At 72.1% G+C, this 22,720-nt stretch carries 27 protein-coding genes, 2 tRNA genes and 1 pseudogene; 16 read left to right on the top strand and 14 right to left on the bottom strand.

Annotation, left to right across the window (positions count from 1 at the left end; genetic code table 11):
• Positions 1 to 53 precede the first annotated feature (53 nt).
• The 8 genes from ACTIF1_RS18680 (at position 54) to ACTIF1_RS18645 (ending at position 2,869) form a co-directional block, all read left to right on the top strand.
• The gene (locus tag ACTIF1_RS18680; protein ID WP_439597965.1) at positions 54 to 374 is read left to right on the top strand and encodes a helix-turn-helix domain-containing protein; all 321 of its coding nucleotides are present in this window, start codon (positions 54 to 56) and stop codon (positions 372 to 374) included.
• Positions 375 to 628: 254 nt separating this feature from the next.
• On the top strand, positions 629 to 940 hold the full coding sequence (locus tag ACTIF1_RS18675) for a hypothetical protein (protein ID WP_439597964.1): 312 nt from the start codon (positions 629 to 631) through the stop codon (positions 938 to 940).
• On the top strand, positions 928 to 1,350 hold the full coding sequence (locus ACTIF1_RS18670; RefSeq protein WP_439597963.1) for a hypothetical protein: 423 nt from the start codon (positions 928 to 930) through the stop codon (positions 1,348 to 1,350). Before ACTIF1_RS18675 ends, ACTIF1_RS18670 begins: the two co-directional genes overlap by 13 nt.
• The gene (locus ACTIF1_RS18665) at positions 1,347 to 1,634 is read left to right on the top strand and encodes a hypothetical protein (RefSeq protein WP_439597962.1); all 288 of its coding nucleotides are present in this window, start codon (positions 1,347 to 1,349) and stop codon (positions 1,632 to 1,634) included. Before ACTIF1_RS18670 ends, ACTIF1_RS18665 begins: the two co-directional genes overlap by 4 nt.
• On the top strand, positions 1,618 to 1,950 hold the full coding sequence (locus ACTIF1_RS18660) for a hypothetical protein (protein WP_439597961.1): 333 nt from the start codon (positions 1,618 to 1,620) through the stop codon (positions 1,948 to 1,950). The genes ACTIF1_RS18665 and ACTIF1_RS18660 overlap by 17 nt, the downstream gene beginning before the upstream one ends.
• Entirely contained in the window at positions 1,943 to 2,224 is a 282-nt protein-coding gene (locus ACTIF1_RS18655; RefSeq protein WP_439597960.1) for a hypothetical protein, read from the top strand. Before ACTIF1_RS18660 ends, ACTIF1_RS18655 begins: the two co-directional genes overlap by 8 nt.
• Entirely contained in the window at positions 2,221 to 2,556 is a 336-nt protein-coding gene (locus ACTIF1_RS18650) for a hypothetical protein (RefSeq protein WP_439597959.1), read from the top strand. The genes ACTIF1_RS18655 and ACTIF1_RS18650 overlap by 4 nt, the downstream gene beginning before the upstream one ends.
• Positions 2,468 to 2,869, top strand: coding sequence for a helix-turn-helix transcriptional regulator (locus tag ACTIF1_RS18645; RefSeq protein WP_439597958.1), 402 nt, complete (start codon positions 2,468 to 2,470; stop codon positions 2,867 to 2,869). The genes ACTIF1_RS18650 and ACTIF1_RS18645 overlap by 89 nt, the downstream gene beginning before the upstream one ends.
• Here ACTIF1_RS18645 and ACTIF1_RS18640 read toward each other — a convergent pair.
• Both ACTIF1_RS18640 and ACTIF1_RS18635 read right to left on the bottom strand, forming a co-directional pair.
• Positions 2,796 to 4,100: a tyrosine-type recombinase/integrase gene (locus tag ACTIF1_RS18640; protein WP_439597957.1), complete on the bottom strand. Its 1,305-nt coding sequence runs from the start codon at positions 4,098 to 4,100 to the stop codon at positions 2,796 to 2,798. The genes ACTIF1_RS18645 and ACTIF1_RS18640 overlap by 74 nt on opposite strands.
• Before the next feature lie 177 nt (positions 4,101 to 4,277).
• Positions 4,278 to 4,367 (bottom strand) — tRNA-Ser (locus ACTIF1_RS18635).
• 152 nt (positions 4,368 to 4,519) lie between these two features.
• Between ACTIF1_RS18635 and ACTIF1_RS18630 the strand changes: the two genes are divergently transcribed.
• Both ACTIF1_RS18630 and ACTIF1_RS18625 read left to right on the top strand, forming a co-directional pair.
• A complete protein-coding gene (locus ACTIF1_RS18630; RefSeq protein ID WP_439597956.1) occupies positions 4,520 to 4,843 on the top strand; it encodes a hypothetical protein in 324 nt (107 codons plus the stop codon).
• A 65-nt stretch (positions 4,844 to 4,908) separates the two neighbouring features.
• Positions 4,909 to 5,157, top strand: a complete 249-nt coding sequence (locus ACTIF1_RS18625; protein WP_439597955.1) for a DUF3126 family protein — start codon at positions 4,909 to 4,911, stop codon at positions 5,155 to 5,157.
• 14 nt (positions 5,158 to 5,171) lie between these two features.
• Here ACTIF1_RS18625 and ACTIF1_RS18620 read toward each other — a convergent pair whose 3' ends face one another.
• The 3 genes from ACTIF1_RS18620 to ACTIF1_RS18610 are packed head-to-tail and all read right to left on the bottom strand — an operon-like array spanning position 5,172 to position 8,698.
• Positions 5,172 to 5,540, bottom strand: coding sequence for a hypothetical protein (locus ACTIF1_RS18620; protein WP_439597954.1), 369 nt, complete (start codon positions 5,538 to 5,540; stop codon positions 5,172 to 5,174).
• 52 nt (positions 5,541 to 5,592) lie between these two features.
• Positions 5,593 to 7,662, bottom strand: a complete 2,070-nt coding sequence (locus tag ACTIF1_RS18615) for a protein-disulfide reductase DsbD family protein (RefSeq protein WP_439597953.1) — start codon at positions 7,660 to 7,662, stop codon at positions 5,593 to 5,595.
• 46 nt (positions 7,663 to 7,708) lie between these two features.
• Positions 7,709 to 8,698, bottom strand: coding sequence for an alpha/beta fold hydrolase (locus tag ACTIF1_RS18610; protein WP_439597952.1), 990 nt, complete (start codon positions 8,696 to 8,698; stop codon positions 7,709 to 7,711).
• A gap of 422 nt (positions 8,699 to 9,120) precedes the next feature.
• Between ACTIF1_RS18610 and ACTIF1_RS18605 the strand changes: the two genes are divergently transcribed.
• A tRNA-Pro gene (locus ACTIF1_RS18605) sits at positions 9,121 to 9,197 on the top strand.
• Positions 9,198 to 9,424: 227 nt separating this feature from the next.
• Positions 9,425 to 10,204, top strand: coding sequence for a TorF family putative porin (locus ACTIF1_RS18600; protein ID WP_439597951.1), 780 nt, complete (start codon positions 9,425 to 9,427; stop codon positions 10,202 to 10,204).
• A gap of 63 nt (positions 10,205 to 10,267) precedes the next feature.
• Here ACTIF1_RS18600 and ACTIF1_RS18595 read toward each other — a convergent pair whose 3' ends face one another.
• Positions 10,268 to 10,462 carry a DUF2842 domain-containing protein gene (locus ACTIF1_RS18595; protein WP_439597950.1) on the bottom strand — a complete coding sequence of 65 codons (195 nt, stop codon included), beginning with the start codon at positions 10,460 to 10,462 and terminating at the stop codon, positions 10,268 to 10,270.
• 209 nt (positions 10,463 to 10,671) lie between these two features.
• On the opposite strand from ACTIF1_RS18595, the gene ACTIF1_RS18590 reads away from it, so the two are divergent.
• Positions 10,672 to 11,187: an adenine phosphoribosyltransferase gene (locus ACTIF1_RS18590; RefSeq protein WP_439598022.1), complete on the top strand. Its 516-nt coding sequence runs from the start codon at positions 10,672 to 10,674 to the stop codon at positions 11,185 to 11,187.
• 82 nt (positions 11,188 to 11,269) lie between these two features.
• Positions 11,270 to 12,295, top strand: coding sequence for a hypothetical protein (locus ACTIF1_RS18585; RefSeq protein WP_439597949.1), 1,026 nt, complete (start codon positions 11,270 to 11,272; stop codon positions 12,293 to 12,295).
• A gap of 3 nt (positions 12,296 to 12,298) precedes the next feature.
• On the opposite strand, the gene ACTIF1_RS18580 is transcribed toward ACTIF1_RS18585, so the two are convergent.
• Positions 12,299 to 13,303, bottom strand: a complete 1,005-nt coding sequence (locus ACTIF1_RS18580) for an AbrB family transcriptional regulator (protein WP_439597948.1) — start codon at positions 13,301 to 13,303, stop codon at positions 12,299 to 12,301.
• Positions 13,304 to 13,537: 234 nt separating this feature from the next.
• Here ACTIF1_RS18580 and ACTIF1_RS18575 point away from each other — a divergent pair, with 234 nt between their 5' ends.
• Positions 13,538 to 13,798, top strand: coding sequence for a hypothetical protein (locus tag ACTIF1_RS18575; protein WP_439597947.1), 261 nt, complete (start codon positions 13,538 to 13,540; stop codon positions 13,796 to 13,798).
• 99 nt (positions 13,799 to 13,897) lie between these two features.
• On the opposite strand, the gene ACTIF1_RS18570 is transcribed toward ACTIF1_RS18575, so the two are convergent.
• From ACTIF1_RS18570 to ACTIF1_RS18540, 7 genes are all read right to left on the bottom strand, one after another.
• Positions 13,898 to 15,181: a DUF1217 domain-containing protein gene (locus tag ACTIF1_RS18570; RefSeq protein WP_439597946.1), complete on the bottom strand. Its 1,284-nt coding sequence runs from the start codon at positions 15,179 to 15,181 to the stop codon at positions 13,898 to 13,900.
• Position 15,182: 1 nt separating this feature from the next.
• Positions 15,183 to 15,581: a flagellar biosynthesis regulator FlaF gene (locus tag ACTIF1_RS18565; RefSeq protein WP_439597945.1), complete on the bottom strand. Its 399-nt coding sequence runs from the start codon at positions 15,579 to 15,581 to the stop codon at positions 15,183 to 15,185.
• Between the two features lie 65 nt (positions 15,582 to 15,646).
• Positions 15,647 to 16,837 carry a flagellin N-terminal helical domain-containing protein gene (locus tag ACTIF1_RS18560; protein WP_439597944.1) on the bottom strand — a complete coding sequence of 397 codons (1,191 nt, stop codon included), beginning with the start codon at positions 16,835 to 16,837 and terminating at the stop codon, positions 15,647 to 15,649.
• Between the two features lie 192 nt (positions 16,838 to 17,029).
• Complete coding sequence (locus ACTIF1_RS18555) at positions 17,030 to 17,506, bottom strand: flagellar biosynthesis repressor FlbT (protein WP_439597943.1); 477 nt, start codon at positions 17,504 to 17,506, stop codon at positions 17,030 to 17,032.
• Positions 17,507 to 17,734: 228 nt separating this feature from the next.
• Positions 17,735 to 18,775, bottom strand: a complete 1,041-nt coding sequence (locus ACTIF1_RS18550; RefSeq protein ID WP_439597942.1) for a flagellin — start codon at positions 18,773 to 18,775, stop codon at positions 17,735 to 17,737.
• Positions 18,776 to 18,842: 67 nt separating this feature from the next.
• On the bottom strand, positions 18,843 to 20,372 hold the full coding sequence (locus tag ACTIF1_RS18545; protein WP_439597941.1) for a flagellar hook-associated protein FlgK: 1,530 nt from the start codon (positions 20,370 to 20,372) through the stop codon (positions 18,843 to 18,845).
• Positions 20,373 to 20,431: 59 nt separating this feature from the next.
• Positions 20,432 to 21,799, bottom strand: a complete 1,368-nt coding sequence (locus tag ACTIF1_RS18540; protein ID WP_439597940.1) for a flagellar hook protein FlgE — start codon at positions 21,797 to 21,799, stop codon at positions 20,432 to 20,434.
• Between the two features lie 253 nt (positions 21,800 to 22,052).
• On the opposite strand from ACTIF1_RS18540, the pseudogene ACTIF1_RS18535 reads away from it, so the two are divergent.
• A pseudogene (locus tag ACTIF1_RS18535) lies at positions 22,053 to 22,720 on the top strand (hypothetical protein); the annotation flags it as partial.

The following is a 22,720-nucleotide window of genomic DNA, read 5'->3' as shown; positions in this document are numbered from 1 at the left end:
ATTGTGCCAAAGACGCCGCAGACAGGCGGTTACGTCCGTGCGCCTCTCGCACCATGACAAGCAATCGCCCTTACCTCTTGGCCTGGCGCAAAAAGCTCAACTGGACGCAATCCCGTCTTGCGAACGAATTGAGAACGGATCACACTACGATTGGCCGCTATGAAAAGGGTCAATTGAGGGTGGATGACGCAACTTTTGCCAGGATTGCAGAGGTTTACGGCATAACCCCCGCGGAGCTTGCCGCCCCTCCCGAGGAGGCCGAGCGCGCGCGCGAAATGCACCGGATCATGACCGCGATCCGTGATCTGGATGAGGGGGCGCTGCGAGCCCTGGCGGATATGGCGGAGAGGCTGCCGAAGGCCCGCAAGGCATGATTGTGCCAAATCGGCACATTTTAGCTTGATCTGATGGTGCGATAATCGCACATTCTCCCCACGCCGCATCCCGCGGCGCTGGAGGTGGATCCGTGCCCTTTCTCGCGCCTCACGCACATCCTCATCCCCGAGGACCTGCGCCAACCGGCTGCAGTCCTGACTCCACATCGCCCCCGGCAGTCGATCCTTTCCTGACGCGACTGGCTGGCCGCGGCCGGCTGTCTCCTCTGGCCGCACGCCACCTGCAGCGCGCCTTGGCACGCGATGAGGTGACCTCGGACGCTTTGCTCCAGGTGGCCGACATGGCCGAGGAGGCGTCCAACTCCTATCTGCTGCTGCCGTGGTTCCGCCGTGACTTCCGGCAACTGGCGGAAGTCATGCGGGAGATCGCTCCTGCCTTCGCGGGCCAGCCGCTTCCGCGGCCGCAGGATCCAGCGCTCCCGCCCGCCACGCTCGAAAAGGCCGCGGGCGTCCTGGCCGCCTTCGGGGGGATCCAGACGCTGGGCGTCGAGAGGATGCTGCGCGTCATGGCGCTGCGGATGCAGCGCGGGGTGTGGCCGGCATGATCGGGCAAACTCTTCTGGCCGCGCTGCATCGTGCGCGCGAGATCGCGCTGCACCAGCCGGAGCACCTGGCGGCCGCGCTCGACACCATTGCGGATCGCGTCAACCGCCTGCTCGACCTGACGGGCGAGGCGGCTGCGCCACTGCGGCAGGTGGGGCAGCGCATGGTGGCCGCCCTGCAGCAGGCGCAGGACTGCGCCGGTGATCGCATGGAGATCCTCGCGGAGCTGACCGAGGAAGCTCTCCTCGCCTGCCGCCTCGAGCTCGTCCTGCCCTGCCGGGACACGCGAAGCCCTGTGTTTCCGCCGGCGCGCATCCAGCAGGCGACCGTGCCCCGGCACTGGCTGCCGCAGCTGGCCGCGCAGGCGGAGCAGCGCCGCCCGTTCACCGTCGTGCGGGGAGGGCGCGCATGAGCAAGCTGCGCGAGATCCACGTCATGGTCGCCGGCAACGGCGGCCACGACCACAGCAAGGCCTGCGCCTCGATCCGCGGTGTCCTGGAATTCGGGGGCTACCACGTGGTGCAGCGGGCCGACGAGGCCAGCCCCGAGCGCCGGACCTGGCAGCGCATCATCCGCAAGGCGCGGCGTGCCGCGGCGAAGGGCCGCGCGCCGCTGGCCATCATCGTGCCGCGTGTCGAAGGCGCTTCGCCGGCGTCGCGGCCGGCTGGTGGAGGCGTCGGTGCCCATCGCCGCTGAGGAGCGCAGCCGCTACCCCAAGAACTGGCCGGAGATCTCTCTGCGCATCCGCCGTGACCGAGCTGGCTGGCGCTGCGAGACCGTCCAGGACGGTGCCCGCTGCGAGGCGCAGCAGGGCCAGCCGCACCCCATCACCGGCAGCATGGTGGTGCTGACGGTCGGCCACCTGAATCACCAGCCGGAGCAGAGCGGCGACGAGAACCTCCGCGCCATGTGCCAGCGCTGTCATCTGGCCTGGGACCGGGAGCATCACCTGCTCCGCCGGAGGAAGAAGCGCGGCAGGCCCGACCTGCTGGAGGCGGTGCGCCATGGATGAACGCTCGACGCCCGAAGCAGCCACGCCGAGCGCCTGCGAATGGGCCCTGGCCATCGCCTTCGCACATCAGCACGACGCCAGCTTTCCGCGCCGGCCGCGCTCCACCCACCAGCAGCTGGCCGCCTATGCCGGCAGCCGGGGCCTCGTCGAGGCACGGCAGATGCTGCCCGGCCTGCTGCGCCTGCCGCGGCATCTGCGCGAAGCCCTAGCCGCGGCGCTGCTCGCCGACGGCCATCCTCTCCACCCTCTCGATGCCGAAGGATCCCCGCGGTGAATGTGACCGATCTGTTTGTCCTACTGCAGCCACTGAACAAAGAGCCGGTGCTGGACTGCACCGGCGACCATCTCACCTGCGCGCCTTGCACCCTGAAGAGCGTGCTGATGCAGGCCAGGGACGAGGTGACGCTCGCGCTGATCGTTGCCGTCGACCGGGCGGCCGGCCAGGTTACGCCGAGCTCCGCCGACTTCGCCCTGTTCTGCGCCCGGATGCTCGAGAACCTGGTCGCGCTGCACCCCCATGGCGTGGCCCTGGCCAGGGCCGCGCTGCTGCTGGCTGAGGCGAAGGCGCCGCTGCGTGCGGCCGATCGGAGGCACCTCGATGGCTAAGCGAATGATCGAACATGCGGCGGCGGCCGAGGCTCCGCCGGAAGCGCCGCTCCTCCCGCCCGTCGATCCCTGGATCGGGATCTCGCGCGTCGAGGCTGAGGTCGGCCTGGGCCGGTCCACCATCTACCGGCGCATGGATGCCGGCACCTTTCCCCTGCCACGCAGCCTGGGAGGGGGCGTGGTGCGGTGGGTCCTCTCCGAGATCCAGGCATGGAAGGCCGCGCGGCCGCCGGTGACGCCTATGCTGCGCGGCGAGGGCGCTCGGGAGGGCTCGCCGCGGGGGCGGCCTCGGAAGACGCATCACGGCGCTTGAGCGGGCGCCGCGGCCCCTCCGTCAGCGCGCTGGCGGAGGGCAGGCCATCCAGCAGCAGGTTGGCCCATTCTTCCGCCAGTTCGCGCCGGCGCTCCAGATGACGAGCGCGATTATAGGCCGCTTCCACCTTGTCCTTCGGCGTATGCGCCAGCATCAGATCGATGACCGCGCGATCGGCGCGGTGGCGCTCGTTCATGATGGTGGAGAAGGCCGCGCGCCATCCATGCGGGACGTGCTGGCCGTGATAGCCGGCACGGTTCAGCAGATAGCCGATGGCGTTGTTGCTGATCGCGCGGCGCGTCGTGCGCGCGGTAGGGAATAGCAGGCCGCTGGGTCCGATGAAGCGGCGCAGGCTTCGCACCACGTCGACCGCCTGAGGCGCCAGCGGAACCAAATGGTCGCCGGCGCTCTTCACCTTCATGCGGGCGGCCGGCACGTGCCACATGGGCGCCGGGCCCTCCAGGTCCTCGATCTCCTGCAGATAGGCGCCCAGCAATTCGTCGCCGGGCCGCACCACCGTCAGGGCGAGGAAACGCAGCGCGAGCTTGGTCACCGGCTGCGACGGCGTTGCCTCGGCATCGCGCAGCATCTGCCGCAGGCGGTCCACGTCGGTGATCGCAGGCTGGCGTCCGCGCTGAACCGGTTTCAGCAGGCGCTGAACCTGGGCAGCCGGATCCGAACTGGTCCATCCATGAGCGACGGCATGCTGAAACACGGCGCTGATCCGCTGCCGGATCCGATGGGCCGTCTCGATGGCGCCGCGGCGCTCCACATCGCGCAGCACCACCAGCACCAGCGGCGGCGTGATCTCGCTGAGGGGCAGGCGGCCGAGGGACGGGAACACCGATGTCTCGAGGCTGCTCAGGACATCGGCGGCATGTGTCGCGGTCCAGCGCGCCTTTTGTTCTTCGTGCCAAGCGCGGGCGATGACCTCGAAGGTGGTGCCGAGGGAAGCCAGGGCAGCAAGTCGCTGGACCCGCTTTTCCACGCTCGGGTCCCGGCCCGCCCGAAGCTGCTCCCGGGCCACGTCGCGGGCCTTGCGCGCCTCGGCCAGGGAGATCTCCGGATACTGTCCGATCGACAGCTTCTTTTCCTTGCCGGCGATCTCGTACCGGTAGTTCCAGAGCCGGCTGCCGCTGGGCATCACAACCAGCACCAGCCCCTGTCCGTCCCGTACCTTGTACGGCTTGTCGCGCGGCGTGAGAGCGCGGATTTCCCGGTCCGTCAGCATGCCATCCCTCCGTGGCCCGGTTTTTCCGATCCGTGGCCCGGTCAGTGGCCCGAAATTTCACGGGCTTGGCCGGGAACGAACAGGAAACTGCGGAGGGAAAACTAAGGCCAAAAGCGCCCGATAGGCAACAATTCTGGTGGTTTGGCGTGACGATCAGGGATGTCTAGGAAAAGGGTCTGGCGGACGGGGTGGGATTCGAACCCACGATACGCTTTCACGTATACACACTTTCCAGGCGTGCGCCATCGACCACTCGGCCACCCGTCCCGCGCAAGGCGGGCTATCTACCAGACCCCCCGCCCGCCGCAACCCCATCCCCCGCCGGCAGGGCGCATTTTGCGCGCGCGGCCGCCGCCGCGGTTGCCAGCCGGCCCCCGGGAGGCCCATAGCCGGGCCCGACAGGGCAAGGAATGTGCGGCATGGACAAGGATGAACTCACCCGCTGGGCGCTGGCCAGTGGCTGGCAGATGATCGCCGGCCACCCCAGCCTCACCAAGCCCCGCGCGCCGAAGGAGGCGATCGTGCGCCTGGTGCTGAAGGCGACCGTGGCGCATGTCGAGGTGAAGAAGCCGGCCGGGAAGTGGGAAAAGATGACCGGCGCCGCCTATGGCGCCATCCAGCCGGACCCCGAGACCGGCCTGCCCATCGGCCTCGGCCTGGACAGCATCACCGGCTTCACCATGCTGATGCAGGACAACCGCGACCGCCAGGTCTTCGCGAAGATGACCGGCGGCGCGCCCTGACGCCTCGACCTGCGCCCCTTCGCGGTGCATAGGGGGCGCCCCTTTCCGACTGGAGTTCCCCACGGATGAAGCCATCCGACATCGCACGCGTGCAGGCTTATCTGCGTCGCCTGCTGGCCACGGACCGTATCACCCTGCTCGCCCCCGCCAGGCCCGGCCTCTCGGTCGAGGTCTCGGTGCAGGATGAGGTGATCGGCACGGTGCATCGCGACGACGAGGAGGGGGAGGTGTCCTACTCCGTGATGCTGACGGTGCTGGAGGAAGACCTGCCCCCCGCCTCCGCCCCCACCGCCCCGGCCCGCGGCCGCCGCTGAAGCCGGCGTCTGACTCAGCGCAGGCCCGGTGAACGGCGTGGCTCCGGCTGCGCCGGGCCGGATTGCCAGGGGCCGCTGGGCGGAAGGTTCGGCAACAGCAAGCTGGGCGGCAGCAGGCTGGGTGCCAGCAGGTCCGGCAGGGCCGGCGTCGCGGCAGGCGGCACCAGACCCGGCCCGCAGGCCGGGCGCAGGATGCCGCAATCCCAGCCGATCCGGTCCGGCCGGCCAGTCATGCTGCCGCCGGGGATGAAGCGGCAGGTGCACAGCTTGCCGGCGATGCAGGCTGCGATCCCCTCCCGCGCCTCGGTGCAGGCCGGCGATTCCTCCGCCCGCAGCGGCGGGGAGGCCAGAAGGGCGAGCAGGAGCAGCAGGATCGGGCGCATGGCGGCCATCCTGCGCCGCGCCGGGTGAACCGGGTCTTGACGCGTGCCGGCCTCAGCCGCCGCGCAGCGCCTCCAGCACCAGCGTCTCGGTCAGGATCTGCGGCAGCACCACCGGCGCCGCGGCGCCCGGGGCCCAGAACAGGTAGAGCGGCACGCCCTCGCGCCCCTGTTCGCGCAGCATGGCGCCGATCGCGGGGTCGCCGCGCGTCCAATCCGCCTTGAGATAGGCCACGTTCCGCGCCGCGAAGGCATCCTGCACAGCCGCCGCGCGCAGGGCCACGCGGTCATTCACCTGGCAGGTGATGCACCAGGCCGCCGTCGCATTGACGAAGACCGGCCGCCCGGCGGCGCGCAGCTCCGCCAGGCGGGCGGCGGACCAGGGCTCGGCCTGGGCATCGGCCACCGCCGCCACGGCCGGCGCGGCGGAAAGGCGCGGCAGCAGGGCGAGGGCCACCAGCACGGCCAGGCCCGCGGCCGTCACCCCGGCGATGCGGCCGCGGCCGGCGCCGGCGCGCTGCGCCAGGCCGAGCCCCCAGAACCCGGCGGCCAGCACCACCGCGCCGGCCAGGCCCAGCAGCACCCCATCCGGCCCCGCCTGCAGTGCCAGCACCCAGACCAGCCAGGCGGCGGTCGCATACATGGGGAAGGCCAGCGCCTGGCGCAGCCGCTCCATCCAGGCGCCCGGCCGCGGCAGGGCACGGGCCAGGGCGGGCGCCAGGCCGAGCAAGGCATAGGGCGCCGCAAGTCCCAGCCCGAGCGCGAGGAACACCGCCATGGTCGCCGCCGGCGGCATCACCAGCGCCGCGCCGAGGGCCGCCGCCATGAAGGGCGCCGTGCAGGGGGTTGCCAGCAGCACGGCCAGCCCGCCCGTGGCGAAGGCGCCCAGCGCCCCGCCCCGCCCCGCCAGGCCCTGCCCGGCCCCCACCGCGCGGCCCATGACGAAGACGCCCGAAAGGTTCAGCCCCACCGCCAGTACCAGCCAGGCCATGGCGGCGACGAAGGCGGGTTCGGTGAACTGGAAGCCCCAGCCCACCGCCATGCCGGCCGCGCGCAGCGCCACCAGCAGCCCGCCGATGGCGCCGAAGCTCACCAGCACCCCGGCGGTATAGGCGGCGGCATGCCAGCGGATCTCGCCCCGCGCCGCGCCGCCGAGGCGCGCCAGCGCCATGGCCTTCATGGCCAGCACCGGGAACACGCAAGGCATCAGGTTCAGGATCAGCCCGCCCGCCAGCGCCAGCAGCAGCGCCTGCCACAGCGGCAGGGCGGTGGCCGCTTCGGCCGGGCCGGCCAGCGGCGCCGAGATCTCGAAGGCGGCGCGCTGGCCGCCGCCGTCGTGCAGCACCAGCGTGCCTTCCAGCGCCGCCGGCACCGCATCGGGCTGAAGGGTCAGGCCGAGCGTCAGGCGGCCGTCGCGCAGCGTCATCGGCTGCGGCGCCGTATTGTCCAGCAGCCCCGGCTCGGCCGGAAAGAAGAAGGCACTCTGCAGCGCCGTGGGGGTCAGGCCCGTGCCCTCCAGCGTCAGGCTCGCCCGGCCAGCGCCGCCCCCGGCGCGCACCGGCCAGGGCAGCGGCCGCGGCAGGGCGGCGGCCGCAGCCTCGAAGAGCGGGGCGGCGAGGGGGGAGGGGGCCGCGGCCTCGGCCACCGGCAGGGTCAGGCTGAAGGTGCCCTCTTCCGGGATGCAGACATCGGCACAGACCAGCCAATTGGCCTCGGCGCGGAGCGTCAGCACCTCGCCAGGGGCGAGGCTGGCCGGCAGCGTCACCGGCACCGGCAGCAGCACCTCTCCGGTATAGCCATAATTGACCAGCGGACCGTAGGGGATGCGCTCCGGCGCCGGCCAGGCGATCGGCCCGGCGCTGGCGCCCTCCGGCAGGTCCAGCGTCAGCTCCGGCGCCGCGCCGGCATCGCCGGCATTGCGCCAGTAGCTGTGCCAGCCGGGCGCGAGCCGCAGCCGCAGCCCCAGCTGCAGGACCTGTCCGGGCGCCACCGCCGCGCTATCGGCCAGCAGCGTCGCGGTGGCACGGGGCGAGCGGATGGCGGCGCTTTCCATCGCCGGGGCCGGCATGGGCAGGGCCAGCCCCAGCAGGAGCGGCCCGAGCAGGAAGGAAAGGCGGCGCGGCATGGGGCGGATATAGCATGGCCACCGCGGATTGCGCCCCCTGGGCGTGTCAGCCGTGCGCCGGCCCCTGTGCCGCGGCCGCCGCGACCTCGCGGATCGCCTCGGCCACCAGCTCCGGCTGCTGCCAGGGAATTTCGTGATCCGAGCCGGCGGTCACGCGCAGGGCGCCGCGCGGCAGGCTGGCGGCCAGGTCACGCTGCGCCGCCAGCGCCCGGGCATGTGCCTCCGCCTCCGTCAGCCCCTTCGGCACGGCCACCGCGCCGTGGGTGGAGGCCAGCACGATGCAGGGCTGCGGCGGCGGGGGCATGGCCTCCACCGCCCGCGTATCGGTGGCGAAGCTGGCCAGCTCGGCCCGGGTCGCACTGAGATCCTGGTGCGACTGCGAAAGCCGCGTCCAGGCTGCCGCCATGGTCTCCGGCGCCACGCTGGCGGGCAAGGGCGAGAGGCCTTGCCGCAGCCGCCACAGGCGCCACAGCCCGAGGCGGGCGGCCGGCAGCTTCCACCACAGGCTGCGGGCGAAGCCGGACTCCACCACGCTGGCGGCCAGCGGCGCCGGGATGGTTTCCACCAGCACCAGCCCGGCCACGTCCCCAGGGTGCCGCGCCGCATGCAGGCGGGCGATATGGCCGGAATAGGAATGCGCCACCAGCAGCCAGGGCGGCGCCAGATGCAGCGCGGCGAGCAGGGCGCGCTGATCGGCCAGGTTCGCCTCGACATCGCGCGGCCCCTCGGCCGGGGTGCTCCACAGATGGCCGGCGCGGTCGAAGGTCACCACCAGCCAATCCGGCCCCAGCGCCCGCACCACGGCGGGCCAGGCCAGGCTGCCATTGGTCAGCCCGCCATCCATGACCACCACCGGCTGGTCGATGCTGCGGCGGCGGCCCTGCAGCGCGGCGTGCACCAGCGTCTCGCCCAGTTGCACGAAGCTGCCCTGGCGGGCCAGGCGCCGCCGGTCCCGTGCGGCGGCCCAGCCTTCCCAGGCGGCACCCAGCAGGCAGAGCCCCCCGAGGGCGGCAAGCCCGGCCACCAGCGCGCTCACGCGGCGCCGCCGAGGGTCCGGCGCGGGCCCGCGGGCCTCGGCGTCGGGTTGCCCGGGGGATGGGCCATGGCAGCGTCTCCAGGGTGGCAGTCGGGGGCGCGCAGCCTGCGACGGGGGCGCGCATGACGCAACGGGGCAAATTACATTACTGAAGATACCATTTCTTCATGCCCATCCGGCCCACTTTCGAGATCATCGGCGGATGACCGCATGATCTCCTGCAAGTTGCATAATTCGCCGCAATGTCGCTCTGGGTCATCTTGAGGGCTCCTGGAAGGCGGCTGGCGGCGCCCTGGCCAGCGCCGGCGGGTGCCTTTCCGCCGCCATTCGCGAAAAATCGGCGATCGCCTCCGGCTGCCGGCGACCCCCCGCTTGCCGGGCGGCGGGGGCTTCGCTATACCCCGCGCCTCGCCGTGACCCGCCGGAGTGTAGCTCAGCCTGGTAGAGCACTGTGTTCGGGACGCAGGGGCCGGAGGTTCGAATCCTCTCACTCCGACCAATTGGAAGCGGCGCAACCCCCTGGGAAACCAGGGGGTTTTTTCTTGCGCGCAGCCTGGCGGGGCGTTGCCGGGCCGAAGCCGGGTGTCCGGGCGGATCCTTGTGCGATGCAAAGTTGCAACAGGGGACGGCGAATATACGAAACGCCGCTGAAAGCCCTTTCTCGGGGGCGGCAGCCTGCTACTGCTTATAAATCACGCAGCCGCTAGCCAACCGCGAGGATTGCCCATGATTCGATCTCTGAAGCTTGCCACGGCTGCCCTGATTGGTGGCATGGTGCTTTCTTCGGGTGCAGTTCAGGCCCAGCAGACCATCGAGTCCGCCGGCCTGACCATCCTCACCACCCCCCTGATCGGCTCCGACTATATGTTCCGCGGCCTCAGCCAGACCCGGAACCGCCCGACCGCCCAGGTGACGGTGGATGTCGAGCATACCTCCGGCCTCTATGTCGGCGCCTTCGTCAGCAACGTCGCCTTCGCCGGCACCAATGCGCGGCAGGAGGTCGACCTCTCCGGCGGCTATCGCTTCGAGCTGGCCGGCGTGAAGCTGGATCTCGGCGCCACCTACTATGCCTATCCGGGCTACGACGCGCCGACCGGCGGCTTCGAGCTGAACTATTACGAGTTCCTGCTGCGCGCGAGCTACGAGATCGCGCCGGTGAAGTTCGTCGGCCTCGCCGCCTATTCGCCGGACTTCACCGGCGAATCCGGCACCGGCATCTATCTCGAAGGCGGCTTCGACATGACGCTGGACTACGGCTTCACCATCGGCGGCCGCGTTGGCTACCAGTGGGTGGAGCGCAATTTCGCCCGCCCCGGCCGCAGCGAGGGCGCCTTCGGCGCCGAGGACTATGCCAACTACTCCGTCTTCGTCTCGCGCGAGATCATCGGCGGCGTCATCGGCACGCTCTCCGGCGTCTTCACCACGCTCGATCAGCGCGCCGACTGCTTCGGCGGCTCCAAGATCTGCGACAACCGCGTGACCTTCACCCTCAGCCGCCCCTTCTGAACCGCGGCACAGGTCTTCGGGCGGCGTCCCCATCGGGGGCGCCGCCTTTTTCATGCGCGCGCCTCAGCCCCGCCCGCGCGCGGCCCAGAACATCAGCCACTTCGCCGGCCAGGCCCAGGCGATGCCGGCCACCGTGAAATAGGCGAATTGCACCAGCCAGTGCAGGCCCAGCACATGGTCGGCCAGCGCCACCACCGCCATCACATACAGGACGAAGCCGAGAAGGCCGCCGATCAGGGCGAGGGGAGTGCGGGACATGCCGCGCATGTGGCCCAGGCCCGGCGCCCCGCCAAGCCCCCGGCCGGCGCCCCAAAGGTTGCGGCGCCCGCCCGCCCCGGCGTAGCTTCCGCCCGCGCACGCCAGTGCGGCCCGGCCCAGGGGGCGGCCGGCGCGCGGCGTCGCGGCAGGAGCATCCGACCCGCCTCATGGCTGACACCCAGACCGCCCGACTCGCCGTCGATCCCGGCATCGACCTCAAGGACCATATCCGCGGCATCCCGGATTTCCCGAAGCCGGGCATCCTGTTCTACGACATCTCGACCCTGCTGCGGCACGCCGCCGCCTGGCGCACCGCCATGGGCCGCCTGGCCGATCTCATCCGCCCGCACAAGCCGGATGTGCTGGCCGGCATCGAAAGCCGCGGCTTCCTGGTGGCGGCGCCGCTGGCGCTGGAGCTCGGCCTGGGCTTCGTCATGCTGCGCAAGCCGCGCAAGCTGCCGGGCCTCACCATCGGCCTGAACTACGCGCTGGAATACGGCACCGACCGCATCGAGATGCAGGCCGATGCGGTGGAGAAGGGACAGCGCGTGGTGGTGCTGGACGACCTGCTGGCCACCGGCGGCACGCTGGCCGCCGGCATTTCGCTGCTGCGCCAGGCCGGCGCGGAAGTGCCCTGCGCCGCCACGCTGATCGAGCTGAGCTTCCTGGGCGGCCGCTCGCGCATCGACGTGCCCTTCGAATCCCTGGTCACCTACGACAGTTGAGCATCGCCCGGGGCGTGGCGCCTCTGCCACGATTCCGCCCCATTCGGGCGGCTAGGTGACACCCGACATGGAGGCCGGAGGGATGGGACAGAACAACCCGACCCGGCGAGACGCCGTCCGCCTGCTGGCGGCATCGGCCCTCGCGGCCTTGGCATGTCCAACGCGCAGCCCCCTGGCGCAGGTACCGGAAGCCGCCACGCTGCTGGCGCCGGGGCCGGAGGAGGGCACCGCCGCCCGGCTCGCCGGCCGCGCCGCCGCGGCGCTGGCCCGCGGCCTGGTGCAGGCCGCCGCCCTGCGGGTTTCCGTCCTCGGCGGGCCGGATGGCATCACCGCGGCCAATCGCTTCGCCTCCTCCTCGGTCCGTGACGGGCAGATGCTGCTGCTTCTGCCGGGGCTCGCCGCCCAGGCGCAGCTGGTGGGAGACAGCCGCGCCCGCTTCGAGCCGCGCCACTGGCCCGCCATCTGCGGCAGCCTGCAGCCCAGCCTGCTGGCGCTGCGCCGCCCCGCCACGCCGGCTGGCCCGCTGCGCATCGCGATCCCCGCCGCCGCCGCGCCCGAAGCCGGGGCGCTGCTGGCGCTGGAACTGCTCGGCCAGGCCGCCGTGCCGGTCTTCTGCCCGGCTGCGGATGCGACGCAGCGCCAGGCGATGACGGAAGCGGCGGTGGCCCAGGGCGCGGCGGATGGGGTGGTGCTCTCGGGCACGGCGGCGGAGCGCCGCGCGGCGGAGCTCGGCCTGGCGCCGCGCTTCGCCTTCGATGCCGCCGGCCATGCCCGCGACGCCGCGCTGCCCGGCGTGCCGGCGCTGGGTGAAGTGCTGCCCGACCCCGCCCGCGCCGATCTGCTGGAGGCGGCGCGCGCCTGCGGTGCGGCCTTGCGGGCGCGCGCCATCCTGGTGCTGCCCGCCCTGACCTCGGCCAATGTCGTGGCGCTGTGGCGCGGCGCGGCGCAGACCTGGCCGGAGGAGGCGCCGGATGCGCCGGAAGCCGGCACGCGGCGCATCGGCCCGGCCGAGGCCACGGCGCTGCTGACCACCCTGTGCCCGGCGCCCGATGTGGCGCTGGCCTATCGGCTGTGGCTGCTGCGCCGGCTGGGCTTCCAGGCGGCCTGAACCCTACCGGTCCAGCCCCAGCCGCTCCGCCAGCTTCCAGACCGGCCCCACCAGCAGGTTGCAGGCCACCGTGCGGACCAGGTGGAAGCCGAGCACCAGCGGCACGGCCAGGTCCAGCGCCTTGGCCGTGATGGTCATCTCCGGCATCCCGCCCGGCGCCATGCCGAGCACCACCGCCGCCGGCGGCAGGCCGGAGACCAGGCCGAGCCCGATGCCGAGCGCCGCCATCAGCGCCGAGAGCAGGATGGTCGAGCCCACCGAGGCCAGGGCCAGGCGGCGGGAGGTCAGCAGGAAGCGCTTGCTCATCCGCTGGCCGAGCCCTGCCCCCATGCCGACCTGCGCCGCATCGATCATCCAGAGCGGCACGCCGGAGGGCAGCATCTCGAAGGCCGAGAGCACGATGACCAGCGCGCAGGGGCCGAGCATCCAGGGATTGGCCAGCTTCAGCATCCGGATCCCCAGCGCCACCGCCAGGCCGGCGGCCATCAGCACGGCCAGCCCCGCCAGCTCCACCGGCGGGCGTTCGGCGAAGAAGGCGCCGGCCCCGCCGCGCGGCGCCAGCCAGGTGATCAGCGGCGGGAAGATCACCACCACCACCATCACGCGGATGGTCTGCGCCAGCGTCACCGCCGGCACGGAAACCCCGGCCCGCTGCGCCAGCACCGCCATGACGATGACGCCGCCGGGCACGGCGGAGAAGTAGCCGGTGCGCGGATCCGTGCCCGCCATGCGGGCGAAGAATCGCGCCACCAGCGCGCCGACGACGATGCTGATGACCGCCGCCGCCAGCAGCCAGGGCAGCGCCGTGGCCAGGGCCGCCAGTACCGGCGTGGTGAAGGTCTGCCCCAGGCCGAGGCCCAGCATCAGCAGCGCCACCGGCCGCACCGGGGCGGCGACGGCGGCGCGATCGTGCCAGGCCAGGGCGCCGGTCGCGGCCATGGCGCCCAGCATCCAGGGCAGCGGGACATGCAGCAGCCAGGCGAGTGCCCCGCCCGCCGTCGCGACCACCGCCGTGAGCAGATAGGCCGCAAGGCGCGGGGGATCCGATGGGGGAGAAGAGGGGGTGGAGGGGGAGGGGCTTTGCGTCACGGGACCGAATCTTGTGCGGCACAGCATCCGCCGCCGGGCCGCACCGGTCAAACCCGCGACGGGACATTTTCCGACGAAGCGGGATTCACGCTTCCTCAAGGAATATCCCGTTAGATGAGGCGTTGTCTTATATCTAGGCAGGAGTCTCTCGCCATGCTGAGTGCCACCCTTCCGGTCGCCGCCGTGAGGCCCGCCGCCGACCCGCCGCGGAATCCGCCCCCCGCAAGCCCGCCGCCGCAGGCGCCCGCCCCCTCCACCCAGCTCCGCATCGAGACGGCGCTGCAGCTGGTGGTGGTGGAATTCCGCGCGCCGGATGGAGAGGTGCGGCAATCCATCCCGACGCCGAAGGAGATCGATGCCTATCGCAACCCGCCGCTGCCCGCGCCGGATCCGGAACTCGACGTCAGCCGCTGAAGGCGATGCGCGCGCGGCCAGTAGGGCCGCGAAGCGCCGCGCGGCACCACCCCGGCCGGGCCGGGTCTGTCCTTCCACGGGTTTCCCTGGCGGGACGCGTCAGGCCTTGAGCGAGAGGCCGCCGATCAGGCTGTTGAGCGAGCCGCCGCCGCTGAACAGGGCGAGCACCGGGTTCGAGGCGGATTGCGCGGGCGCCGAGAGCGCCAGGTAGCGCTGCGCCAGCTTCGCCACTTCCTTCGGATCCTGCAGCGATTCCAGTTTCACGCGCGCCGTCAGCAGCGCCTTCTGCTGGTCGAAGTCCAGCACCCCGAAACTCTCCGGCAGGCCCAGCGCGCCGCGCACGACGGTGGTCATCGCCTTGTCCGTCATCAGCTCCGTGATCGAGGTGATCTTGGAGGCATTGCGCACGAAGTACAGCGCCTCCCGCAGCCCGGCATTGCCATCGCCCATCGCCTTCTCGTAGCGATTGGTCATCGTCCCCGACACGACGCGATCCAGCAGCGCCGCATCGGCGAAGGGCCGGCGCGTCTCGAGCGCCGCGGCCGCCGCTTCCTCCGCCGCCGTGGGCGGGCCCGAGGTGGCGAGCGCGCGCAGCTGCGCGGTGCCGAGCGCGGCGCGCTGCGCATCGCCAAGCGCCCGCGCCTGGCCGGCGGAGAGGGCGGCCAGCTGTTCCGTGCCGAGCGCCGCGAGCTGGCTGGTCGCGAGCGCCGCCATCTGCGTGGTGGCCAGCGCGCGCAGCTGCGCCACGCCGAGCTGCGCGAAATCCGCCGCATCGATGGCGGCCAGCTGCGCCGTGCCCAGCGCGGCCACCTGGGAGGGCCGCAGCGCCGCGACCTGGCCCGCATCCAGCGCGCGCAGATCCGCCAGGTCCAGCGCCGCGATCTCGCTGCTGCCGATGGCAGCGACCTGCGTCGCATCCAGCGCGCGCATCTGCGCGGTGGTCAGCGCGCGCACCTGCTCCGAGCTCAGCCCCGCCATGCGGGCGAGCGACAATTCGCCGATCGCGGTGGTGCTCAGCGCCGCGATCTCGGTCGCCGTCTGGGTGGAGGCCTCGCGCTGCGCGAAGGCGCGGGCCATCTCGCGCCAGCGGCGGTCGGTCAGCTTGTTGGCCAGGCTGCCCTCGGCGGCCGGGTCCTCGGTCAGGATCTTGCGCAGGATGCCGCGCTTGTTGATCTCGCCCTCCAGCTGGAAGGCCTCCAGCATCACGCCCAGCGTGCGGCGGTCCTGCAGCAGGGATTCCACGTCCTGGTGCTGGTTCGCGGCCTCGCGGAAGCGGGTCATCGCCGCCTCGTTGTCGCGGCGGGCGGTGAAGCGGGATTGCAGATTGCCCCCCTCGCGCTGCGCGACAGCGAATGCGGTCAGCGCGCCGAGGCCGGGCAGCATGTCAGGCGACCCGACTGGTGAAGGCCAGGACGGGGGCGCTGGGCAAGGCGGGCTGCGCGGCGCCGCGCTGCGCCTCCAGCGCCTCGATCATGTCGCGGTGCAGCGCCATCAGCGGCTCCAGGCTGCCGCCATCGTCCAGCCGCAGGTCGGTTTCCTTCTGCGCCCAGAGGCCGAGCGAGATCAGCCGGCCGCGCAGCTCCGCCGGCAGCTTGTTGCCGGGCGAGCCGAGGTCGTTGATCAGGATCGACCACATGCGGTGCGTCTTCTCCAGCGCCACGGCGCGGCCGCGCAGATTGGTGGCGGCGGCCAGCAGCCCGTTGACGTAGCGGAAGGCGCGCAATTCGATTTCGCGGGGGGAGGCGACGGCGTTCTGGGTGGCGGCGTAACGCGAGACGCTCATGGATCCTCCGGCGCGGAAAAGGGTGCGGGCGCCCAGGCCTTACGGCCCGGGCGCCCGCGTCAGGCTTATCGGAACAGCGACAGCAGCGACTGGCTCTGCTCATTGGCGATGGAGAGCGACTGCGTGGCCAGCTGCTGCTTGGTCTGCAGGCTGGTCAGCCGCGCGCTTTCCTCCGCCAGGTCGGCATCGACGAGCGCGCCGAGGCCTTCCTTGATCGAGTCGTTCAGCTGCGTGGTGAAGGTCGTCAGGCCATCGACCTGGCGGATATTGGCGCCGAGATTGGCCAGCCGCGTACCCATCAGGTCGATCGCACCCTCGACGAGGGCAATCGCCTCGTCCTGGCCGGTGCCGGCCGCCGGGGCGGCTTCCACCGTGGCGCCGGTGATGTCGGTCGTCACATCCTGCGAATTGCCGCGGATGTAGAGCTCGCCATCCGCATTCAGGCCGGCATCGAGGCCCGCTTCCTTCATGCGCGTGATCAGCGCGGTCACGCGGGTCAGCGGGCTGTCCGTCGCCTCGAACTGCACGTCATACACACGGGTATCCGGGTCCGGCGTGGTGCCCAGCGCGGCGGTGCCGTCGCTGAACTCGAACACCAGCTCCACGTCTTCCAGCGCCGTGGTCGGGTCCTCATCCAGGTCGCGCTGCACGGTGACGGTCAGGATCTCGCCATTCGCCGGCGCCAGCGTGTCGTCGAAGGTGACGGTGCGGGCGGCGGAGGTGACCGACAGGCCGGTCAGGTCGAGGCCGGCCGAGGTGCTGTCGGTGCCGACCACCGCGGTGACGGAGCCCTGGATGTCGCGGACGATGTCGACCGAGGTATTGGTCACGCCTTCCACGGTCAGGCCGTTCACCAGCAGGTTCACGCCGTTGAAGGTGGCGGAATTGGCGAAGGCGTCGATGTTCTGCAGCGCATTGGTGATCTGGTTGTTGATCTGCTCCGCATCCAGGCCCTGCTGCTGGCCCTGGGTCATGGTCTGCTTCAGGCGGCCCAGCTCGTCGGAGATCTGCGTCGCGGCGTCGCGCGCCACGGCCAGCGCGGACTTGCCGAACTTCAGGCTGTCCTTCACCGCCGTCATGCCGTTCAGGTCGGCGCGCATGTTCTGCGCGATGGCGAAGACGGCGGGGTCGTCATCCGCCTTGCTGATGCGCAGGTTGGTCTCGATCCGCTGCTGGGTCTTGCCCATGTCCTTGCCGATATTGTTCAGCGAGCGGATGGCCGCCATGGCGGCGGCATTGGTGTTGACGGAGGACATCGTCCCCATCTCCTTCGAAAGGCGTTCCGCGTGCGGGGCGACATTTTGCCTCCCGTCCACGGGACCGGCGAAGCGGCGCCGCGGTGGCGCCCTCTCCCTCGGTTGCAGGCCCGACGCTTGTCCGGCCTTCCTCCGTATCCTGCCGCCTGGGTGTGAATCCGGCGTAAAGCCGGGCCCCTGGCGGCAGAAAAACTAGTCGAGATGCGGCCGGATCGCCGCCGCGGCGCCGGCGGCCGCGACCTGGCCCGGCAGCGCGACCGGCAGGCCGGTCTGCACATCCAGGCCCAGCACCGTCGCCTCGTGCCGCATCACATGGCGCACCAGGCGCAGCGCCTGGTACCATTCATCCTGCTCGGCCAGCGCCAGCGAACGCTCCAGCAGCTGGCGCGCCATGTCGGAGGTCGTCGCCTCCTGGAACTCGGCCACCAGGCGGTGCGCATCGGCCATCGCCGCCTCGCGCTCCTCCTCCGGCCCGACATAGGCGCATTGCAGCGCGAAATAGATCCGGCGCGAGGGCGTATTCGCCATCTCCGGCGACATCACCTGCTTGCCGAACAGGAAGCGCGCCTTCGCCACCAGCTCGACCCGCGTCCGGCTGCGGAAGCGCAGCGAGGCGCCGTTCACCACCATCAACTCGCCGGCCCGCATCTCGAGCACCAACGTGGACATGCCACTCTCCCAAGTCTGTCGGCGTGGCGGCGGGGTAGCGGGCCCGCCAGGCCGGGGTGCCGGCGAATGCCGACCGTCGCGAATCTTTCGCCACCACGCGGCCTGCGCCACGGGCTCGTTCCTACGAGGCTGCGTGGTCCGGCCCCGTCCCATCCTGGTCCGCACCACGCAACCGCATCATGCGGCATCGGCATTAATCAGGGTTGAAGGGCGCGTTGCGCCCGGCGATCAGCGCAGCAGCTGCGCCAGGGAGAGGCGGGAGAGCATGCCGGTGGCCTCGTAGCTCGCCTCCAGCCGCGATTTCAGCTGGCTGAGTTCGGCCGAGGCCTGGGCCAGGTCCACCTCCTCCACCGAACCCAGCTGGGTGCGCAGCGCCACCATCGTATCCTGGTGGCGGTCGCGGGTGGTGCCGATGCGCAGCTCCGCCGCCCCCAGCATGGCCTGTTCGGTGGCCAGGCTGCTGGCGGCCTCGCCGATGGCGCTGGCGACGCCGTCCATCAGGTCGGACCAGCCGCCGCCCTCCGCCGCCTGGGCCGGGGTGGTCGCCGCCAGCACCGCCAGGTTGCGCAGCAATTCGCGGCCCCAGCTGGCCGTCACCTCCCCGTCATGGTCGCGATTGGCGAAGACGCCGATCGCCACCCGCTCGCCATCCGCCAGCTGCACCGCGCGCGTCGCCTCGGTCAGCCCGGCGCCTTCGAGGAAGGCGGAGAAGGGCGTGGTCGCGGCATCGGTCGCCGCCGTCACCGTATCCGCCAGCACCGTCGCGGCATTGGTCGCATCCAGCGTGGCGACGGAGGTGGCGATGGCGGTGGCCATCGGGCTGGTGACGATATCGGCCGCATCCGGCACCGGCGGCGCATCCACATCCGAACCGGAGAAGAGGTATTCCCCGCCATGCCGCGTGTTCAGCAGCGCCGCCACCTCCTCCAGCGCCGCGGTCGCGGTGCGGGCCAGGTTCTCCGCGCTGGTCGAGGACATGGTCTTCGACCGCAGCGCCTGCGCGCCCACCGTGGCCGCGATGTCGTGCAGCCGGCTCAGCACGGTCTGCGCCGCGCCGGCGCGCGCCAGGGCGCGGTCCGCCGCATTGGAATAGGCCTCGCGCCGCGCCACCTCGGCGCGCAGGTCGATGGCGCGCCGCGCCTCCGGCTTCAGGTCGCCGAAGACCTCCGCCTTCTGCCCGGTGGAGACCTGGCGCGAGGCGGTATCGAGCCGCGCCCGCAGCGCCGCCTGGTCCACCGCGAGATTGCCGATGCTGCCGATGATCGACATGGCTGGTCGCTCCGTTCAAACAATAAGCTAGGGCCGTTTCGCCGTCTTCGCTGTCGGTGAAGCGGCTCTAGCGGACCGCGCTGAACAGCGCGTCCCACATCGACTGGATGGTGGAAATCACCCGCGCATTGACGCCATAGGCGGTCTGCAGCTGCACCATCGCCGCCACCTCGGCATCCACATCGACGCCGGAGCGTTCGGCGAAGCGGCCGGCCAGCAGCTCCTCCAGGCTGCTGGCGCGACCGCCGGCCTCGGTGGCGGCGGCGCGGGCGCCGGATTGCTCGGCCACCAGCGCCGCGCCGTAATCGGCCAGCGTGCGCAGGCCCGAGAGCGGGGAGGAAAGGGTGCCATCCGGGCCAAGCCCGGTGGTGGCGAAGCCGGGCTGCGCCACGCCGGCCGATTGCTCCGCGCCGAAGCTGAAATCCAGCACGCGGTCCAGCAGCGTCTCGAAGCCGGAAGGGCCGCCCACGGGGTTGGGCGTGAAGGCGCTGGGGCCGGCCGGGTCGCCCGCCACCGCATGGGTGCCGTCGCGCAGCAGGGTGGGATCGGCGGCCACCAGCGGGTTCACCCGGATGGTGCCGGCGAAGCCGATCATGGCGCTGCCGGCATAGGCCACCGTCGGGTCCGGCACGGTGGCGGCGGCATCGGTGAACAGGCGCAGGCCCTGCCCCTCCAGCCGATAGGCCAGCTGCGCCGCGGCCAGGTCGGCCTCCGCCTGCATCCGCGGCAGGGTCGCGTCGCGCAACTCCGCCGCCGCGCCCATGCGCCCGCCGGCCAGTTGCCGCGTCACGTCGCGGTTGTTCAGCATCACCCCCGGCAGGGTGCCGGCGCCGCCATGGAAGGCGCCGGTGCCGACCGTCGCATCGGCCAGGGAGAAGGGGGTGCTGCCCTCGACCAGCGGCAGCACCACGCCGCCACGCGCCACCAGCGTCACCCCGCCGGTCTCGGAGCGGATGACGGAGAGGTCGATCGACTGGGCCAGCTGGCCGATCGCCAGGTCCCGCTCATCCTCCAGCGCCGCGATGCTGCGGCCGGCGGCCAGTTCGCCACGGATCTCGGTGTTCAGCCGGGCGACGTCGGACAGGCCGGCATTCACCGCCGCCACCTCCGCCCGCAGCGCGTCCTGCGCGCCCTGCCGCGCCGTGCCGATGGCATCCGAGATGCCGTTCAGCCGCGCGGCCAGGTTCTCCGCCTCCGTCACCACGGCATTGCGCCGCACCGGGTCGGCCGGCGCCTCGCGCAGCTCGATGAAGCTGGATTGCAGGCTGGTGATCAGCCCGCCCAGGCTGTCGCCATTCTCGGGCGAGCCATGCGCCGCCTCGATGCCGCCCAGCAGGCGCTCGCGCAGCCCGGCGGCGGCCGCATCGCCGCCGGCGCGCTGCTGCGCCGCCTGCACCGCGAGGTCGACGTCGCGCGCCACGACGCGCGCCCGCACGCCCTGGCCGTTGCCGGCGACGGTGAGGGAATCGCCCTCCAGCGTCTTGCGCGTATGGCCCAGCGTGCCGGCATTGGCGATGTCGTCCGCCGCGCGCGCCATCTGGCGGTCCAGCAGCCGGAGGCCGCTGGTGGCGACGGACAAGGCGAGGTCGAGACCCATGGCGCGCTACCCTGCCCTTCTGCTCACCGCTTCATGTTGCCTCACCGCTTCATGTTGCCTCACCGCTTCATGTTGATCGTGTCCTGCAGCATCTCATCCGCCGCGGTCACGATGCGGGTGTTCGAGGTATAGGCGCGCTGCGCCAGGATCAGCTTGGAGAATTCCGCCGCGATATCGACGTTGGAGCGTTCGATGGAGCCGGTGACCAGCTTGCCCACGCCATTCGTCGCCGCATCCGTCACCCGCGCCTCGCCGCTCTCGACCGTGCGCATGAAGGCCTGGCCGTCCAGGCGCTGCAGCTTGTCCGGGTCGTTGAAGGCGACCACCGGCACGCGCGCCACGATGCGCGTCTGGCCATTGTCGTAGTTCACCGCGACATCGCCATTCTCGCGCACCGTCACGCCGGAGAAGGAGCCCAGCGGCACGCCGTCCTGGCTCAGGTCGCGCACCGAATACTCGGTGCCGGAATAGCTGGTCAGGCCGGTCGGGATGCCGTAGCCGCCGAGGCCGAGCTCGATGGTCTGGTTGCCGAAGCCGTAGTCCACCGTGAAGCCGAGGAAGGCGGGATCGCCCGCCACCAGCGGCGCCGGGGTGGTGCCCGTGGTGGCGCTCAGCGGCGTGATGGCGGAGATGGTGCCGGCGGGCGCATCCACCGCCGGCGGGCCGGCGGCGATCTGGCCGCCGAAGTCGATATCCGCGAAATAGCCGTCCACCGGGTTCAGCGTATCGCCATCCGGCGTAATGCGCAGCCGCCAGGTGTCCACATCCAGCCGCCACCAGTCCAGCGTCACCTGCTGCTGGTTGCCGAGGTCGTCGAAGATCTGGATGACGCTGCTGACCGGATCCTCCGCCGGCGCCCAGGGGGCGGCGCCCGGCACGGTGGTGACGGTGGCGACATTCGCCGGCAGGTTCGCCGCCAGGTCGATGGTCGAGGTGGGCTGCGGGTTGTAGACCAGCTCGCTGATCCGGATCGGGCCCAGCGTGGTGCGGTCCGGCTCCCCGTTCTGCTGGATCTCCCAGCCTTCCAGGTAGTAGCCGGCGCCGTTCACCATGTAGCCGTCGCGATCCATGGCGAAATCGCCGGCGCGGGTGAAGAACTGGCGGTCGTCGAAGACCACGCTGTCGCCCTGGCCGCCGCGCGCCTGGGCGACGGAGAAGAAGCCCTGGCCGGCGATCGCCATGGCCAGCGGATTCTCCACCTGCTCCACCGTGCCCTGGACGGTATTGGTATAGTCCGGGCGCGCCTCCACCGAACCCGGCATGTGCAGCCGCAGGTTGCTGCGCGTCAGCCAGCTGGTGAAGTTGGTGTCGACCCGCTTGAAGCCGACGGTCTGGCTATTGGCGACATTGTCCGAGACATGACCCAGCGCCCTGGACTGGGCGGAAAGGCCGCTGATCGCGGTGGTCATGGAGCCGAGCAGCGACATGGTCTGGATCTCCCGAATATCCGGCGTGGCGGTGTTCGGGGGTCCTCACGCAACCGGCGTGCCAGCCCCCGGGTGGCGGTTGCGCCCCCCGCGCCCGGCGGGTCCTGCCGGGGCAGGGCATTTCCTGCCGGGGGAGGGGCGCGGCCTGCCGGGCGCGGCGGCCGCAACCGCCGCCTCGGGGCTGGCATGGGCCTTGCCCTGGCCGGGCGGAGCGGCGTGCCAGGCGCGCCCCATCGGAGCCGAGCCCGCGACCATGGACCCCTTGCCCGCCCTCAGGCCCGCCGCCCCTGCCGCGTCCCAGCCTGGCCCCGCATCGGGTTCGGCCCCCGGCGCGCCATCGGGCGCCCCGGATGGCTTCGCCAACCTGCTGCTGCGCGCCGTGGCGGCCGGCGAAGGCGAGGCCGCCCCGGCGCCGGGGGCCCCGGCGCTGCCGGTCGCTGAGCCGGGCGCGGAGCTGGTGGAGGCGACGCGGCCCGAGGGCGCCGCCGCGCCGGCGGATTCGCTCCTGCTCGCCGCCCAGCTCCTGACCGGCCCGCTGGCCGCCCCGCTGGCCGCCCCCCTGGCCGCCCTCGCGCCCGAAGCCCCGGCCGGGCCGATGCCCGTCGAGGCCGCGCCCGCCGAGGATGCGCCGCCGGAGCCGGGGGCGCCGCCGGAGGCGCTGGCGAGCGGCCTGGCCCCGGCCCTGCCCCACACGCCGGCCCCCGGGCCGGCCGATGCTGGCCTGCCGCCGGTCCTTTCCCCCGCGCCCGCCCCCGCACCCTCCGCGGAGCAGACCCCGCCCGGCGGCGCGCCGAGCCCCGCGCCGCCGCTCCCGGCCACGGGATCGCTCGCCGCGCCCGGCGCCAACCCGCCCGGCCCCGGCTCGCCGACGCCCTCCGCCGAGCAGGCCGCCACGACCCCGCAGCCGGCGCCCGGCCCGGC

It is taken from the genome of Falsiroseomonas sp. (assembly GCF_051860665.1).
Classification (GTDB): domain Bacteria; phylum Pseudomonadota; class Alphaproteobacteria; order Acetobacterales; family Acetobacteraceae; genus Falsiroseomonas.
Note: the sequence above shows the minus strand (reverse complement) of the source record. Positions and strands in the feature narration are given on the sequence as shown.

Excerpts from the sequence above, each read along its gene's own strand:
- ACTIF1_RS18665 (WP_439597962.1), top strand. The coding sequence starts at position 1,347 with ATGAGCAAGCTGCGCGAGATCCACGTCATGGTCGCCGGCAACGGCGGC.
- ACTIF1_RS18565 (WP_439597945.1), bottom strand. The coding sequence starts at position 15,581 with ATGAGCGTCTCGCGTTACGCCGCCACCCAGAACGCCGTCGCCTCCCCC.
- ACTIF1_RS18625 (WP_439597955.1), top strand. The coding sequence starts at position 4,909 with ATGAAGCCATCCGACATCGCACGCGTGCAGGCTTATCTGCGTCGCCTG.
- ACTIF1_RS18595 (WP_439597950.1), bottom strand. The coding sequence starts at position 10,462 with ATGTCCCGCACTCCCCTCGCCCTGATCGGCGGCCTTCTCGGCTTCGTC.
- ACTIF1_RS18585 (WP_439597949.1), top strand. The coding sequence starts at position 11,270 with ATGGGACAGAACAACCCGACCCGGCGAGACGCCGTCCGCCTGCTGGCG.
- ACTIF1_RS18645 (WP_439597958.1), top strand. The coding sequence starts at position 2,468 with ATGGCGTGGCCCTGGCCAGGGCCGCGCTGCTGCTGGCTGAGGCGAAGG.
- ACTIF1_RS18540 (WP_439597940.1), bottom strand. The coding sequence starts at position 21,799 with ATGTCGCTGCTCGGCTCCATGACCACCGCGATCAGCGGCCTTTCCGCC.
- ACTIF1_RS18560 (WP_439597944.1), bottom strand. The coding sequence starts at position 16,837 with ATGTCCTCCGTCAACACCAATGCCGCCGCCATGGCGGCCATCCGCTCG.
- ACTIF1_RS18600 (WP_439597951.1), top strand. The coding sequence starts at position 9,425 with ATGATTCGATCTCTGAAGCTTGCCACGGCTGCCCTGATTGGTGGCATG.
- ACTIF1_RS18640 (WP_439597957.1), bottom strand. The coding sequence starts at position 4,100 with ATGCTGACGGACCGGGAAATCCGCGCTCTCACGCCGCGCGACAAGCCG.
- ACTIF1_RS18550 (WP_439597942.1), bottom strand. The coding sequence starts at position 18,775 with ATGTCGATCATCGGCAGCATCGGCAATCTCGCGGTGGACCAGGCGGCG.
- ACTIF1_RS18620 (WP_439597954.1), bottom strand. The coding sequence starts at position 5,540 with ATGCGCCCGATCCTGCTGCTCCTGCTCGCCCTTCTGGCCTCCCCGCCG.
- ACTIF1_RS18615 (WP_439597953.1), bottom strand. The coding sequence starts at position 7,662 with ATGCCGCGCCGCCTTTCCTTCCTGCTCGGGCCGCTCCTGCTGGGGCTG.
- ACTIF1_RS18545 (WP_439597941.1), bottom strand. The coding sequence starts at position 20,372 with ATGGGTCTCGACCTCGCCTTGTCCGTCGCCACCAGCGGCCTCCGGCTG.
- ACTIF1_RS18570 (WP_439597946.1), bottom strand. The coding sequence starts at position 15,181 with ATGCTGCCCGGCCTCGGCGCGCTGACCGCATTCGCTGTCGCGCAGCGC.
- ACTIF1_RS18575 (WP_439597947.1), top strand. The coding sequence starts at position 13,538 with ATGCTGAGTGCCACCCTTCCGGTCGCCGCCGTGAGGCCCGCCGCCGAC.
- ACTIF1_RS18555 (WP_439597943.1), bottom strand. The coding sequence starts at position 17,506 with ATGTCCACGTTGGTGCTCGAGATGCGGGCCGGCGAGTTGATGGTGGTG.
- ACTIF1_RS18630 (WP_439597956.1), top strand. The coding sequence starts at position 4,520 with ATGGACAAGGATGAACTCACCCGCTGGGCGCTGGCCAGTGGCTGGCAG.
- ACTIF1_RS18655 (WP_439597960.1), top strand. The coding sequence starts at position 1,943 with ATGGATGAACGCTCGACGCCCGAAGCAGCCACGCCGAGCGCCTGCGAA.
- ACTIF1_RS18680 (WP_439597965.1), top strand. The coding sequence starts at position 54 with ATGACAAGCAATCGCCCTTACCTCTTGGCCTGGCGCAAAAAGCTCAAC.